Source organism: Mesobacillus foraminis, assembly GCF_004340465.1.
Lineage (GTDB): Bacteria > Bacillota > Bacilli > Bacillales > Cytobacillaceae > Mesobacillus_B > Mesobacillus_B foraminis.
This window is the reverse complement of record NZ_SLVV01000004.1, coordinates 253,790-268,000: the sequence shown is the minus strand read 5'-3', so window position 1 is coordinate 268,000 and position 14,211 is coordinate 253,790. Positions and strand designations below refer to the sequence as shown.

The 14,211-nt window shown below is 39.6% G+C and carries 15 protein-coding genes; 12 read left to right on the top strand and 3 right to left on the bottom strand.

Translation table 11 applies throughout. The features are described from left to right. The first annotated feature begins 100 nt into the window (after window positions 1–100). The 4 genes from EV146_RS08125 (at window position 101) to EV146_RS08110 (ending at window position 5,571) form a co-directional block, all read left to right on the top strand. On the top strand, window positions 101–349 hold the full coding sequence (locus tag EV146_RS08125) for a hypothetical protein (RefSeq protein ID WP_132004423.1): 249 nt from the start codon (window positions 101–103) through the stop codon (window positions 347–349). A gap of 436 nt (window positions 350–785) precedes the next feature. Further along, on the top strand, window positions 786–1,688 hold the full coding sequence (locus tag EV146_RS08120) for an SMP-30/gluconolactonase/LRE family protein (RefSeq protein WP_132004420.1): 903 nt from the start codon (window positions 786–788) through the stop codon (window positions 1,686–1,688). A 642-nt stretch (window positions 1,689–2,330) separates the two neighbouring features. Continuing rightward, complete coding sequence (locus EV146_RS08115) at window positions 2,331–4,433, top strand: peptidoglycan D,D-transpeptidase FtsI family protein (RefSeq protein WP_132004417.1); 2,103 nt, start codon at window positions 2,331–2,333, stop codon at window positions 4,431–4,433. Window positions 4,434–5,085: 652 nt separating this feature from the next. Next, window positions 5,086–5,571 carry an NUDIX domain-containing protein gene (locus tag EV146_RS08110; protein WP_132004414.1) on the top strand — a complete coding sequence of 162 codons (486 nt, stop codon included), beginning with the start codon at window positions 5,086–5,088 and terminating at the stop codon, window positions 5,569–5,571. Between the two features lie 108 nt (window positions 5,572–5,679). Here the strand turns inward: EV146_RS08110 and EV146_RS26905 are convergent, their stop codons facing one another. After that, window positions 5,680–5,832 (bottom strand): hypothetical protein, encoded by a 153-nt coding sequence (locus EV146_RS26905; RefSeq protein WP_199232665.1) that lies wholly within the window; start codon window positions 5,830–5,832, stop codon window positions 5,680–5,682. A gap of 242 nt (window positions 5,833–6,074) precedes the next feature. On the opposite strand from EV146_RS26905, the gene EV146_RS08105 reads away from it, so the two are divergent. Then, window positions 6,075–6,353 (top strand): HU family DNA-binding protein, encoded by a 279-nt coding sequence (locus tag EV146_RS08105; RefSeq protein ID WP_121612802.1) that lies wholly within the window; start codon window positions 6,075–6,077, stop codon window positions 6,351–6,353. 343 nt (window positions 6,354–6,696) lie between these two features. Further along, window positions 6,697–6,921, top strand: a complete 225-nt coding sequence (locus EV146_RS08100; protein ID WP_121612803.1) for a hypothetical protein — start codon at window positions 6,697–6,699, stop codon at window positions 6,919–6,921. Between the two features lie 91 nt (window positions 6,922–7,012). Here EV146_RS08100 and EV146_RS08095 read toward each other — a convergent pair whose 3' ends face one another. Beyond that, window positions 7,013–7,201 (bottom strand): hypothetical protein, encoded by a 189-nt coding sequence (locus tag EV146_RS08095; protein WP_132004411.1) that lies wholly within the window; start codon window positions 7,199–7,201, stop codon window positions 7,013–7,015. A 133-nt stretch (window positions 7,202–7,334) separates the two neighbouring features. Between EV146_RS08095 and EV146_RS08090 the strand changes: the two genes are divergently transcribed. Next, on the top strand, window positions 7,335–7,784 hold the full coding sequence (locus EV146_RS08090; RefSeq protein WP_241993858.1) for a hypothetical protein: 450 nt from the start codon (window positions 7,335–7,337) through the stop codon (window positions 7,782–7,784). A gap of 551 nt (window positions 7,785–8,335) precedes the next feature. Here the strand turns inward: EV146_RS08090 and EV146_RS08085 are convergent. Then, entirely contained in the window at window positions 8,336–8,782 is a 447-nt protein-coding gene (locus tag EV146_RS08085; RefSeq protein WP_132004408.1) for a VOC family protein, read from the bottom strand. A gap of 225 nt (window positions 8,783–9,007) precedes the next feature. On the opposite strand from EV146_RS08085, the gene lepB reads away from it, so the two are divergent. The 5 genes from lepB to EV146_RS08060 all read left to right on the top strand — a co-directional run bounded on the left by lepB (window position 9,008) and on the right by EV146_RS08060 (window position 13,850). Further along, window positions 9,008–9,538, top strand: coding sequence for a signal peptidase I (lepB, locus tag EV146_RS08080; RefSeq protein ID WP_132004405.1), 531 nt, complete (start codon window positions 9,008–9,010; stop codon window positions 9,536–9,538). Between the two features lie 226 nt (window positions 9,539–9,764). Next, window positions 9,765–10,244: a GyrI-like domain-containing protein gene (locus EV146_RS08075; RefSeq protein WP_132004402.1), complete on the top strand. Its 480-nt coding sequence runs from the start codon at window positions 9,765–9,767 to the stop codon at window positions 10,242–10,244. A 725-nt stretch (window positions 10,245–10,969) separates the two neighbouring features. Then, window positions 10,970–11,947 (top strand): PstS family phosphate ABC transporter substrate-binding protein, encoded by a 978-nt coding sequence (locus EV146_RS08070; protein ID WP_132004399.1) that lies wholly within the window; start codon window positions 10,970–10,972, stop codon window positions 11,945–11,947. Between the two features lie 188 nt (window positions 11,948–12,135). Further along, window positions 12,136–12,666: a phosphatase PAP2 family protein gene (locus EV146_RS08065; protein ID WP_132004877.1), complete on the top strand. Its 531-nt coding sequence runs from the start codon at window positions 12,136–12,138 to the stop codon at window positions 12,664–12,666. Window positions 12,667–12,701: 35 nt separating this feature from the next. Continuing rightward, window positions 12,702–13,850, top strand: coding sequence for a glycosyltransferase family 4 protein (locus EV146_RS08060; RefSeq protein ID WP_132004396.1), 1,149 nt, complete (start codon window positions 12,702–12,704; stop codon window positions 13,848–13,850). Window positions 13,851–14,211: the final 361 nt, after the last annotated feature.

Here is a 14,211-nt window from a genome sequence, read left to right as displayed (position 1 = left end):
GGATATTAGGGAATAAATGTCACCTTTCCTTCACAGTACACTCTAAGAACTTTTTCCACATAAGATATAATAAAAGTATCTAGATTAGGAGGTGCTTAAGGTGTTTATTCTACAAATCTGCAACACCTTCTCTCAAGAAATTTTACACCAGCAGGTATATGAACATCCCTATACCATTGAAGGCTTGCTTGAGACCGTAATTGATTGGCAGGATTGGTATATTTATGATGACAAAAAAAGAACTTTCAAGGGAGACTATGTCAGGCATTCGATTGTCAAACAGGGAGATAAGACCTTCTATAAATTATACTTTAATGTAAAGCCGGCAAAATTAAAGGAAAATGCTTAAGAGCCGGAAAATCGTTTGACATCAAAGGTTGAACTTGTGTTCATTTCACTACCAAGTCTTCATTTCGTCATAAAACAAGCCCTTCCATCGAATCGGAAGCTTACATTTACATTTAATTTACAAAATATTCATAAAGAATTAATATTCTTGTCTTACTATGGAATAGGAACTTTAATAACCCCTAAAGTTTCACTCTCAGCTGGCCGGCCTGCCTTGCAGGCTGGCCTTATTTTTTTCATGCTGCCTTTTTATAAAGCATTTTAAATTACTGACTGTAAGGTTAGTTTTACGGATGAATTGGGTAAATTTAAATAGCCAGTAACCGTTACAGTCTGAAGAAGCTACTACAGGACTTACATAATAAAGTAATATCATAGCTCAATGGCTCTTTATCTTGGGAACTAAAAGATAAAAGAATAGATAAAGGAATGATGACATGGAGAAATCAGTAAAAGTGGAAAAAGTGCAGGGAGGCCAGCTGCTGGAAGGACCGTTTTGGGACCAGGATCATAAGCGGCTGCTATGTGTTGACATTTTAGGGAAAAAGCTCATTTCTTACCATCCAGAAGCTGAAATAGTAAAGGAATATGTGTTTGCCGATCATGTTACAAGTGCAGTTGTTGATCACAGCGGCTCAATCTTTTTATCGCTGAGGAATCAATGGGTTTTATACGATGAGGACAAAGGTATCACCGAAACAGTTGTTTCACTTAATGATTTAGGACCTTCAATGCGTTTCAACGATGGAAAAGTCGATCCACATGGCCGCTTTTGGATTGGAACGATGAGTGAAGATGGTGAACAAGGTGCAGCCAGTCTATATATGATTAATAAATACGGTACCTTGACAGAAAGTAAAAAAGGTCTAACCATTTCGAACGGACTGGCTTGGAATAAGGATGGAACTACAATGTATCTGATTGACACACCAACGGAAAAAATATGGTCTTTTGGCTTTTCTAAAGAGACGGATTCATTGGAGGATGGCCAAGTTGTCTTCGATTTTGAAGGGATGGACGGTTCACCGGATGGAATGACTATTGATGAGAACGATCGTCTATGGGTCGCACTTTGGGGAGGAAGCAGTGTGGTTTGCATTGATCCAGAGGAAGGAATGCTTGTTGACAGAATTCCAATGCCTGTATCTAATGTTACCAGCTGTGCATTTGGCGGAGGAGATAGGAAAACACTCTATATTACGACAGCCAAGGAAGGGCTGACATCTGAACAACTGACACAGGAGCCTCTGGCAGGATCTCTATTTTCGTGTGAAATGGAAATGGCAGGTGCACCTTCTAGAGTTTATGAATCTGTAAAATTTATAGGATCTGAACGGTAGGACATTCCTGCCGTTCTTTTTTTGTATCGTAAACTGGTAATAGTAGTGCTATCTTCCTTGTCATCACCATCTTTTTCCCTATTTGAAAAGCTGAATTTTCGTTTACCATAGCTGTAACGGTACAAAAAAAATCCAGCAATCGATTAAATATGAAAAAATTTGCCAAAATCCACTGAAAAACGATTAAAAATATGTTATGGTTGGTTCGATGACAAAAAGTAAAGGCATAAATGTGAAGCGAAGACCATGACAATATTCATAAAGAACCTGAATTCAGTAACAGAAACAATGAGGCTTATAGTTTAGAGGAATTGTGTACTTTTCCTTTCCAATAGTCTGGATTCAAACTTTTCTTCATTAACAGTTGATCCCAGTTAGTCCCCTAAGATGTTTCTGTACCTGCTGCTTCCATTTTACCAAACTTCAGTCTTGGCTGTTTGTCATTGCCATTCGAGAGGATATATTTTATTTAATGAAGGGCATGGATGATCACCTGGAGCCATAGATATGAGTAGGACTATGTATCGGGACATAAACTGGAAATGGTCCAAGAATATTTACAGGAAGAGCATTTATTTGGGAACCTAAATCTTTGTGCTTCGTCTTATAGAATAAGATATTAATTGAAAGAGAGAGTTTGCAATGAAGAAAAATAAAAGTGGGCGATTTAGATTAAATCTTATCTTCTTTTTGGTATTTATTTTATTTTCAGCATTGGTGGTCAGACTGGGGACCATCCAGATTGTCTACGGAGAGGATTATAAGCGGGAGATTGATCAAAAGGTGGTAGTGCCAATTAATTCTTCTGTGCCAAGAGGGAAAATATATGATACTACCGGCAAGCTGATTGTAGGAAATAAACCATTAAAAGCCATTACGTACACACGGCCATCCTCTGTCACACAGGAAGAAATGCTGGAAACGGCTGAGAAATTGGCAACTTTAATTAAGAAGGACACTGAGGAAGATTTCAAATCCATTACCGAGAGGGACCGTCAAGATTTTTGGATTCTAATGCACCCTGATGAGGCAAAGGAAAAAGTGACGAAAAAGGATCAGGCGGAGATTAAGAAAAAAGACCTGGATAATGATGACTTTAATTCGGCGGTATATGATTTGACAAGAGAGCGAATTACTGAAAAAGAATTAAATTCGTTTACCAAAAGAGAATTGGAAGTTTTGGCTATTTTCCGGGAGATGGCCAGCTCAAGATCCTTAACACCTCACATTATTAAGAATAAAGATGTTAGTGAAAAGGAATATGCTGTTGTCAGCGAAAACCTTAATTTGCTTCCTGGCGTTAACACCACCACCGACTGGGACCGCTTTAATACCTATAAGGATGAAGATGGTAATACAACCTTAAGTTCGGTATTAGGAAAAGTGACCAGTTCTAAAGAAGGACTGCCAAAGGATATGCTTAGCTACTATGAGGCCCGGGGTTATAACCGAAACGACCGTGTTGGGAAAAGTTATTTAGAGCTGCAGTATGAAGATGTTCTGCAGGGTCAAAAGAAAATTGTGAAGAAGGTAACTGATAATTCGGGGACCGTCATTGATTCCCAAGTGGTCAGAGAAGGTAAAAGCGGGAAAGATCTGGTTTTAGCGATTGACATGGAATTTCAGCAGGAAGTGGAAAAGATCATCCAGGAAAAACTGGGAACTGCCAGGTATGGCCAGCCATATTTGGACCGGGCGATGGTTTCGGTCATGAATCCCCAGACCGGGGATGTCCTCGCATTGGCTGGAAAGCAATATGTCAGGGACAGTTCAACAGGAATAACCGAAATCAATGATTTCGCTTTGGGGAATATGACAACCTCCTATTCTCCCGGTTCTGTCGTAAAAGGTGCAACTGTTTTATCAGGCTATCAGACGGGGGTCATTTCTCCATGGTCCTACCTGAATGACCGTCCATTGCATTTTAAGGGTACCCAAGTGAAGAAATCATGGAATACGGTCGGATTTGGAGTCATTAATGATCTGTATGCTTTAAAAAGGTCGTCAAACGTTTATATGTTTTTGATTGCCATGAAAATTGGAGGACAGCAAACCTACGTTCCAAATGGCCCATTAAGTATTGACAAAGTGAAAGGAATCAACACTTTAAGGAAGAACTTCAACCAATTCGGATTAGGCGTCAGGACAGGAATTGATTTGCCTGGGGAGCAAACCGGCTATGGCGCTGGACAAATCCCTCCACAGGGTGGTAATGTGCTAGATTTCGCCATCGGACAATATGATACCTACACTCCATTACAGCTAGTTCAGTATATTTCAACGATTGCAAACGGCGGTTATCGCGTTCAGCCTAAAGTCGTGAAAGAAATCCGCGAGCCAAGTAATGAAGGTGATGGACTGGGGCCAGTCTTTAAGGAGTATAAGCCAAACATCCTGAACAAGGTAAATATGGAGGATGAATGGATCGCTCATGTAAAAGAAGGATTAAGGCTTGTTGTCAACGACCCCCAGGGTACCGGATACGGTTCCATTGACAATAAGAAGTACAAGATTGCTGGAAAAACAGGAACAGCCCAGGCTTTATATGATGGTCCGCTGCCTGTGAAGCCCATGACCTGGAACTTAACATTTGCCGGGTATGCGCCTTATGACAATCCTGAAATTGCACTTTCAGTTGTAGTGCCATGGTTAACGACGGATAAATCCCATATCAATCTCGATATTGCGGATGATGTTTTTAAAGCGTATTTTGAGCTAAAAGAAAAGCGTGCTAAAGGAGAATAACTGTAAGTGAACTACACCAAATGAACGGCAGGGTATCCTGTCGTTCATTTTTTCAAGCATAAATAGAAATTACCCTTATCAATTTGTGTCTAAACCTTTTTTTGAAAATATTTATAAAAAGGGTGGAGCTTGCCGGAATAGACGTACGAAGAGAGTGGGGCCTGCTGTTTTTCTAAATTTAAGAAGCGCAAAATAAGAAAGAAAGTATTTCAAGGAAACCTGAATGAGCCAATCAGTTCTCGCCTATTGGCTTAACAAATGTTTCCTACGTCTGTAAGCCTGTTTCAAGGGGCTTAAGGGCTGTCTCCACATAATTAAAGGGAGAGGTGATATCATTAGTACATGTATAGCTATTCAGGCAGGTCCCATTTAAATATTTCAATTTTATTCTCATGGTGGACTAAACCCTCCTAAAGTTATATGTTAAAAGGATTTTTGGTTGTGGATATAGAAAAAAATAGTGATTTTATTCTGACAATAGAGGTTACCTTCTTTTAAGAAACATCCAAGCTGTTTTTTTTAGAAACAATGGGGCGCAGTGGGGAGTTTATAAGGTATTAAACAAAATATGATCTAAAGATTAAAGGCTTAGTATGGATGTTAAGCAGGGTTAAAGGAGAGCGTATTAGAAATATATGAATGAGGTGAGATCTTGTCCCATGTTAGAATAAGATGTACAGGATTAATAATTAAAGACAATGCAATCTTAGTCATTCGGTATAATGACAATGGTATTCATTACAATTTACCTGGCGGAGGACTTGAACAGGGAGAAACAATTTTAGAGGGTGTTGCCAGGGAAGTGTATGAGGAAACAAATGCAGAGGTAGAGGTTGGACAGCTGGCACTGGTTTACGAGTTTGCCCCTCAAAAACAGTCTGGTGATTACTTGCCAACCGAAAAACATAGCTTGCATTTAATTTTTGAATGTACGCTTAAAGATCATTCAATCCCAAGGCTTCCGCCGCAGCCAGATCCCTTTCAAACAGCGGTAGAATGGGTGCCGCTTGAGGAGCTCAACTCCATTTTACTTATACCAAATCTTTCAGAGCAAATTCTCGATTATGTGAAGACCAAAAGAAATATTGATCTGATTGAAGATTTCCGGTTGGACAGACTCCGTTTGGATCTTACATGACTTGGCAAAATAGCAAGAGATAAGAAATTCACCGGATAAATGTTATAGTAATATAAGCAGGGACTATGGAATTAAGTACACCTGCTTATTAAGGAAATTGTTTTACTATTACGATGCTGAAGTCGCATACTCTTTTCCTTTAAAGGTTTCATACATTTGGGTTAATTCCTGATCGTCAAGATTGTATACTTCATCTCTGCTGATTGCACTACTATTCGATAAAATCACTTCTTCCATTTCAAATCTTTCTTTATCACTCAAGATATAATGTTTAATTGTTAACAAATTAGTTCCCCCTTCAGTGCTTTTTACACAGGACTTATGGTTTATATATCGTCATTATAGTAAAAAAGTTAATATCCTGCCATAAAAATTTCCGGATTTTAGGTCATTAAGTAGCATTTTGATAAGAATGGCCATATTTAACCATGTTAAGAATTGTTATTATTTTTTTCGTATGATATAGTTAATCCCTATTAATATTGTAAAAGGAGATTTAAACGATGAATAAAACAGAATTAATTAATGCTGTAGCAGAAGCTGGAGAACTGTCAAAGAAAGATGCGACCAAAGCGGTTGAATCTGTATTTGAGACAATTACATACGCTTTATCGAATGGTGAAAAAGTACAACTGATTGGGTTTGGAAATTTTGAGGTCCGCGAAAGAGCAGCCAGAAAAGGAAGAAATCCACAAACTGGTGAAGAAATTGAAATCGCGGCATCTAAAGTACCTGCATTCTCTGCTGGAAAAGCGTTAAAGGATGCTGTAAAAGGCGAATAATCTTTAAAACCAGTCCTCCGACAAGGAGTGACTGGTTTTTTAGTTTAACCGAGTAGAGAAAAGATCCTCCACGTTGCTTGAATAGGCTGTAGAAGGGAAAAGTAAGGATGTCTTCAAGGCTTTTTGGTGATATTTGCTTGAAAAATAACAGATAAAAAAGAATTTTGTGTTTATTTATGTCGGAAAAAGGATAATTAACTACTATAAGCACTGAAGCAGCTCAGGACCAATCATCTATGCACTCTAGTACTTGCTTCTATGCTTATTCGACTGTCGTGTTCTGCGGCAGTTTTTATTTGCACCAATAGCCCAGAATGACAAAAATTCACCAGAAGAGGAGCATATGAAGAGATTAAGGAAGCCAAGGAAAAGATTTGTTGTTGTCGTCCGAAGGGAAGAACAAAGTTTGCAAATCGTCATCATTGCCCCTGATTTAAAAGGAATGTACCGGCAGCTGTTTAAGCTTTACTCTCATTTGTTTAAGGAGAATGAGGGAAGGAAGACTTTGTCGATTTCATTCCGGGAAACCCATTTATCTGAATCGTCTATAGGCCAGCGTGAATGTTAGATACATATTAAGAAAGTTCATTTAAAGTCCAAAGAAATAAGGGCTTTTTTTGTTTTGCCTCTCCTCATTACCAGCCTGTCCTCCCGTTAGTTTATTCAAGATGGTTTGCATAAGGATCGTATAAACCAGTAAGCAATAGCATGCACCCCGATAAAACGATAATACCAGTTAGTACCAATCCTTTCCCAAAACCTTTATCATTATTTTTAATCAAGTGGCCTCCTAACCCGATAAAAATAATTGCAAGGGGCAAAAAAAGCAAACCCATCCCAATGTTCATGTCTGTCACCACCTTGTCCCAACATTTTAATAGGTATATTTTAACAGAAAAACAATTAAAAGATATTAGGGGGGGCCCTGCGGAAGAAACTTTTGCCAAATCGTTGCGTCTAATGAGCAAAGGGGGGAGTGTAATGAATAAATTGTTTCTGTTATGTTGCTTGCTTCTATTTGGAGCAGGATGCAGCCATGATGAAATGCCAGGAAAGACACCACCGGTTGGCTATATGGTAATAGGTGATGAAAAGCATGAAGGGGTACAGGGAAGCTATTGCTGGAATACCACCTGTGCTGATACCGCTGGTCCGCCGGAACTTATGAAAGGTCACAAACCCGTTGTGGTTAAACCGGTTGAAAGCATAAGATTCACGTTAGATTTTGAACCAAAACCGAATGAATTCCATTTGGCGCAGTTTCAGGGAGATAAGGAGACAGATGTTTCCTTTGATGGAGGAGAAGTGACAGCGCCGCTGGAGGAAGGAATCTACCATTATGCGTATTCTGTTTGGTGGATGGATGAAGAAGAGGAGCACCTTTCTCACGGAGATTCATCCTATGCGTTTAGCATAAAAGTCGTAGAATAAGGAAGTCTCAATGAGAATAAGAATGACAAACTCGCCGCCGGGCAAGTTTGTCAGTATTTTAATAAAAATGGAAACACCCAACTTGGATCTATGATAAAATAAATGGGTGGAAATGGTAATTTTAACAGCATCAAGGACACATGTGCGGTTGGTGTTAAATTATAATCCTTCCTGAAGGACGAGAGGGGCTTATCTACATGGTCGACGGAATATTCAGTATCCTATTTTTAATAGGCCTGGTAGTTTTGGCCGTGATCAACATATTCAGCACTAAATATTAAATGAAATCCTCTAAAAAGAAATTACATCTATTAAGCCTAATTTCTACCATTCTATTCGCTTTTATCCCCGGGATTGGCTATAGAATTACCAATGGAACTCACTATATCGGCTACCCGGCGGAAATCGTCGATTATCATGGCGAATGGATTGTTGGAGTTAATATGTTTGGCATATTTTTTAATTACTTCTTCTATTATTTGCTCTTTGCAGGTATCCGTAAGATTTTGAAGGGATTTAAAGTCCCCCAGAAGAGATAGAGGTTGTTTTTATTAGCCTTCACGCATGGAACCCAGCACAATCGCATAGCCATCTGGATCCTTTATACATGCGTTTTTAAACTCCCATTTTCCATGTGTGCCCGTGAATGGCTCGGCCGCAATGTATCCGCCTTTTTCACTGATTTCTTCAACAATATGGTCCAAGTCGTCCCAGCCAACATGAATATACGTATCCCAGCCAAAATCTGGTCCTTCCCATTCTGTAGGATAATCATTGCGCTTTCTGGAAATGGCGTTGGGCCGGACATCGTCAAGGGAGTTAGCCTGCTGCAGGATAACCAGCATTCCATCGCGCTTTGCGTGGCCCCAGTCATCAACCTCGCAATCGAGAATTTTCCGGTAGTATTCCTGGGACTTTTTAAGATCGGAAACCAAGCGGACTTGAATCGTTTGTCCCAATTGACCTCTTTTCACTGCCGTCTCATTAGTGTTATTCATCAGCGTTTCTCCTTTCAGAATCTCGATAAGGTTGTAATCATTAACAACTATTAGGTTCTATCATTAAGAAAGTTTTCCTGCTCATTTTAGATAAAAAGACACAAAGCGGACTATTAAAATCAATATATATTTAATAAAACGCGAATAGCGATTAGTTGATTTTCACAGTGACAAGGGTCATACTTTTAAATACCAATTCAATAATTTAGTGAGAGGATGAAGCAAATGGCAAAAGGAAAAAATGAATTCTGGGAATGGACAAAAGCATTCCTCATCGCAATTGGTCTGGCCTTTGTAATCCGGACCTTTCTCCTGGCACCCATCGTTGTAGAAGGGTCATCGATGATGCCTACTTTACAGGACCACGACCGCATGGTTGTAACAAAAGTCGGAGAACCTAAACGGTTCGATATCGTCGTATTCCATGCCAACAGTAAAGATGATTACATAAAACGTGTCATCGGTTTGCCCGGTGACGAAATAGAATATAAAAATGATACGCTATATGTTAACGGCAAAGCCTATGGAGAAGCCTATCTCGATCAATATAAAAAGGAATACAGCAGTCAATACGAAGGAGCTTTAACACCAGATTTTACTACGGTCGTCCCCGATGGAACCTTCTTCGTAATGGGGGATAACAGAAGAAACAGTACAGACAGCCGGCATATAGGCCCTGTGCCGATTGAACAGGTAGTGGGAACCACCAAACTGGTCTACTGGCCTTTTAACGAGATAAAAATCGTAGATAAATAGACTTATACAAACTTTGAGCAGTGCTTCATTTCCATGGCAGGAGAAGCACTGCTCTTTGTTGTTCTTTGAGGTCGATTTAAACATGAACTTAGTATGGTATTTACCCATCTGATAGAATTCCCCCACATCTTCCGGCCTCTTCTAAAATAAATAAAGAAGGGAATAAAAAGGTTGTGCAGAATGTTTAATTCGTTAGATACATTTTTCGACAAAAGGAGATGGAGAGATGAATATTAAAATTATAGAAAAGGACGCTTTTAAAATTGTAGGTAAAGGAATCAAGGTATCAATGGAAAATGATGAACATCAGCGTGCCATCACTGAGTTTTGGATAGAATCTAATAGTAATGGTTTTAGCGAAGAGCTTTCAAGGCATTCTGGGCCAATGGGGCTGCTTGGTGTATGTATGCCATATCAACCTGAATACAACGGGTTTATTTATTACATTGGGACCGAAAAGAACAAGGAAGAACTGCCGGAGGGATGGGAAGAGGAAGAAATTCCTGAGGCCAAATGGGCAGTTTTTGAATGTGTCGGCCCCATGCCGGGCGCAATTCAAAACGTGTGGTCCCGGATCTACTCTGAATGGTTTCCCTCATCCGACTATAAGCATGATAAAGCTCCAGAAATCGAAGTATACCCGGCCGGCGATCCCAATAGTGAAAACTACAGAAGTGAAATTTGGATACCAGTCATAGAAGCATAATAAATTAATAATGGCAGTATAAAGAAAATACGAGTGAGTAAACACCTTCATGTTTACTCACTTTTTTATTGACTGTACAGAGTGACTCAGAATGCCCCGTTGAAAATATACAGGCCCTTTTGAGAAATAAAATGTTAATTCTGAGAAATAAAATCAGGACTTTGGCTAATAAATCCTAAATTTGAAAAATAAAGATGCTGTTTTGAAAAATAAAACTGGACGGAGATCGCCAGGATGCCCCGTTGAAAAATAAACAGGGCATTTTGAGAAATACAATGTTAATTTTGAGAAATAAAATCAGGACTTTGGCTAATAAATCCTAAATTTGAAAAATAAAGGTGCTGTTTTGAAAAATAAAACTGGACGAAGATCGCCAGGATGCCCCTTTTAAAAAAAACAGGCCATTCTGAAAAATAATCTACCGCATAGGGGAAATAAAATTCCTTTCTTAGACAATAAAACTTCAATTTTGAAGAAAAGTACTCCTCCTTCTGTGTATACCCATTAAATTACTTTTTTCTCCGATACCGCGTAAGGATCCCTATGCTCTAAAGGTCCTGCTGAATAGCAGAGAAAGCCAGTCCACGCATTTTGCAAATGTAAATTTACTCCACTAGGAAGTTTGCAAATAATTTACATTTTTTATAAACAGCATTAAGAATTGGAAGTTATCTTTAAACATGTAAGGAATATTCAAACAAAAACATTTTATGGGGGACGTAGAAATGAAGAGTTTAAAAAGACTAGGTGTGTTTACAATGCTTGCTTCCGTTGTGGTTCTGGGGACAGCTTGCGGTGAGGAAGAGAGCAGCGCAGTGGCTAAAAGTGACAACAAGGACAAGCAAGCTGAACTCGAAGGCGGTGTAATCATTGACGGTTCCGGTACTGTTTATCCATTCATGGCTAAAATGGCGGAAAATTATATGACAAATGAACAGGAAAATGTTTCTGTCGAAGTAAGCCGCGCTGGAACTTCAGCAGGATTTGAAAAATTCCTGGCCGAAAACGGGACCGACTATAATGATGCTTCCCGCAAAATTAAAGATGAAGAGATAGCAAAAGCCGAGAAATTGGGCATTGAAGTCCAAGAAATGAAGGTGGCGCTGGATGGTCTTACCATTGTCATCAACAAAGATAATGACTGGGCAAAGGAGCTCACGAAAGAGGAAGTGATGGACATCTTCCTGGCAAGCGGTGAAAAGAAAAAATGGTCCGATGTTCGCCCGGAATTCCCAGATGAAGAAATAAAGACTTACGGTCCTAACGAAAATCATGGTACATATGAATTTATGTTCGAAAATATCCTGGAAGAAAAACCTTTGGTTGAGAACATTAACCTTCAGCAGGATTATTCAACTTTGGTGGATTTAGTGGCAAAAGACAAAAACGGAATCGGCTTTTTTGGCTATGGATATTACGAATCTAACAAGGACAAGCTGTCTGCTGTGAAAGTGGACTTTGGAAAAGGACCTGTTGAACCGTCCGTTGATACCATTAAAGAAGATGGAGAATACGGCCCATTTACTCGCCCTGTGTTCACTTATCTCAATGTAAACCATGCAAAAGAAAAGCCTGAAGTATTGGACTATGCCATCTATACAATGGAAAATGCCCAGGAAACAGCTGAAGAGACTGGATTTGCCCCTTTGGCGGATGAAGATGTTCAGGCGACACTTGATGTTTTGAACGAGCTGGAAAAATAAGAAGTGTAATAGATGAGGAGATTATTCTTCTCGTCTTCTTTTTTTGAAAAATTAAAAGGATCGAGAGGGTAGCAACAGATTTTCTTTTCGGGTTCAACAATTGATTAAAGTTTACACTCCTTTAATGCTGGCTAAAACTTCTTTTTATAAAATAAGGTTAGCATTGAATTACATAATGGAGGCGAATGATGGTGAAATGGCTGCTTGTTTTTTATCAGCTCGACTGTCGCTTATTTCAGGGGGTAAACCGTCATTTTGATATAAGAGGTCTTAATTTGTTTTTTTCTGCAATCACTCATTTTGGGGGAGCACTGTTTACAGTTGGAGCCAGTATCCTAGCCATGGGATTGACAACAGGCGAGCTTCGGTTAACTGCAATAGCAAGCGCGCTTTCATTAACAATAAGTCATTTACCTGTGCACTTAATCAAAAAATGGTATCCACGAAAGAGACCTTATCTGAGTTTGGGAAGTACTAAAATTCCAAGGAATCCATTAAAAGACCATTCTTTTCCTTCCGGCCATACGACCGCCATTTTTTCCATTGTCATTCCTTTTATTCTATTAATGCCAGTTTTTCTGTACAGTTTGTTACCTATGGCTTTCGGAGTAGGACTTTCCCGTGTTTATCTTGGACTCCACTATCCTACAGATGTCCTTGCCGGCGGTCTTTTAGGAACGGTATGCGGGTTTTTTTGTTTCTATTTAATGGCCGTATAAGATGTATGAGAAGCCTGTCAGGGAGGAGTGTAAAAATGAAAATTGCCTTTTTCACAGATACCTTTTATCCGGATATTAATGGAGTAGCCCGGACTTTGAAACGGTTTACCGACTATCTGGAAAACAGAAACCTTGACGTAAAAGTCTTTGCTCCTGGCGGTGATTCTAATGAATATGTTTCAAATCATATTCACTATTTCAAGAGTCTCCCATTTTTTTTATATCCAGAATGCCGAATGGCGTTCCCAAGCCCTGCATCCATCAGGGAAGAGCTGCTAAGTTTTGCCCCTGACCTGATCCATGTAGCAACCCCGTTTAACCTCGGTCTGTATGGTGTTTATTATGCTAATAAATTCAATATCCCTTTAGTTGGCTCCTATCATACCAATTTCGACCATTATCTTCAATTCTATGACCTTCAAGTTTTAACTAAGTATTTATGGAAATATATGAATTGGTTTCACAGACCATTTAAAAAGCTTTTTGTTCCTTCTCTTGATACTCTGGACAAATTAAAGCGCCATGGGTTTACGAACATGGAAATTTGGCCTAGAGGTGTGGATGCCGATTTATTTCACCCACATTATGATAAATCTGCGGTCCGTAAAAAATATCAAATTACAAAGAAGTATGTTTTGCTTTATGTGGGTAGGCTGGCACCCGAGAAGGATATAAAAACCCTGCTGGATATAGCTGAATCAATGCCCGCATATCTAGCTGATAATATCCAGTGGATCATCGCTGGAGATGGCCCTTTACGTCAGCAGCTCCAAAATGAAGCACCAGAAAACATGACATTCACAGGCTACCTAAAAGGGGAACAACTCGCGGAGGTATACTCTGCGGCTGATTTGTTTATTTTCCCGTCACCTACAGAGACCTTTGGGAATGTTGTCCTTGAATCCTTAGCCAGTGGAACACCTGTAATCTGTGCAAACGCGGGAGGGGTTAAGCACATTGTTCAGGATAATAGAACCGGATATTTATGTGAAGCAGGAAATGGTCAGGACTTTACCTCTTCTATCGTAAACCTAATAAGAAACAAAAATCTGCGAAGGCAAATGGGGACGGAAGGGCGGAATTATGCCTTATCACAAAAGTGGGATGCCATATTCGAATCTTTGCTGTGGCACTATTCCCTGGCAATCCAAGAAGCCCGGGAAAAAAGGTACCAGGTGCCTTAAGGAAGCTGGCGAAGAAGGACATGAGGGTTTTGCATGTGACTGGGTCTTGCTTGTAATCTGACCCATTGGGGGCAAAGGCAGTAAAGTTTTTCTATGTGTCCGGTAGTTTGTATTAAGTTTGCTGCAGGGGTCGTAGAAGGGTTCTAGTTGACCTTGGCTTTTATGATTTCATGGGGCAAGGCACGTGGAAGCATTTATATTTTTGTAACCAGGGAATTCCATTGAGGCAGGGGGAAGGGCTTGTAGAAACCATCTATATGGCAAAGTTTTATCTTATGATAAGTGGGATGGGCTTGCGGAGTCTTTCTGTAAGCCATTCACTTATTTCAGGTTTGTCGCAGGGTTCTTAGAATGGTTTAGG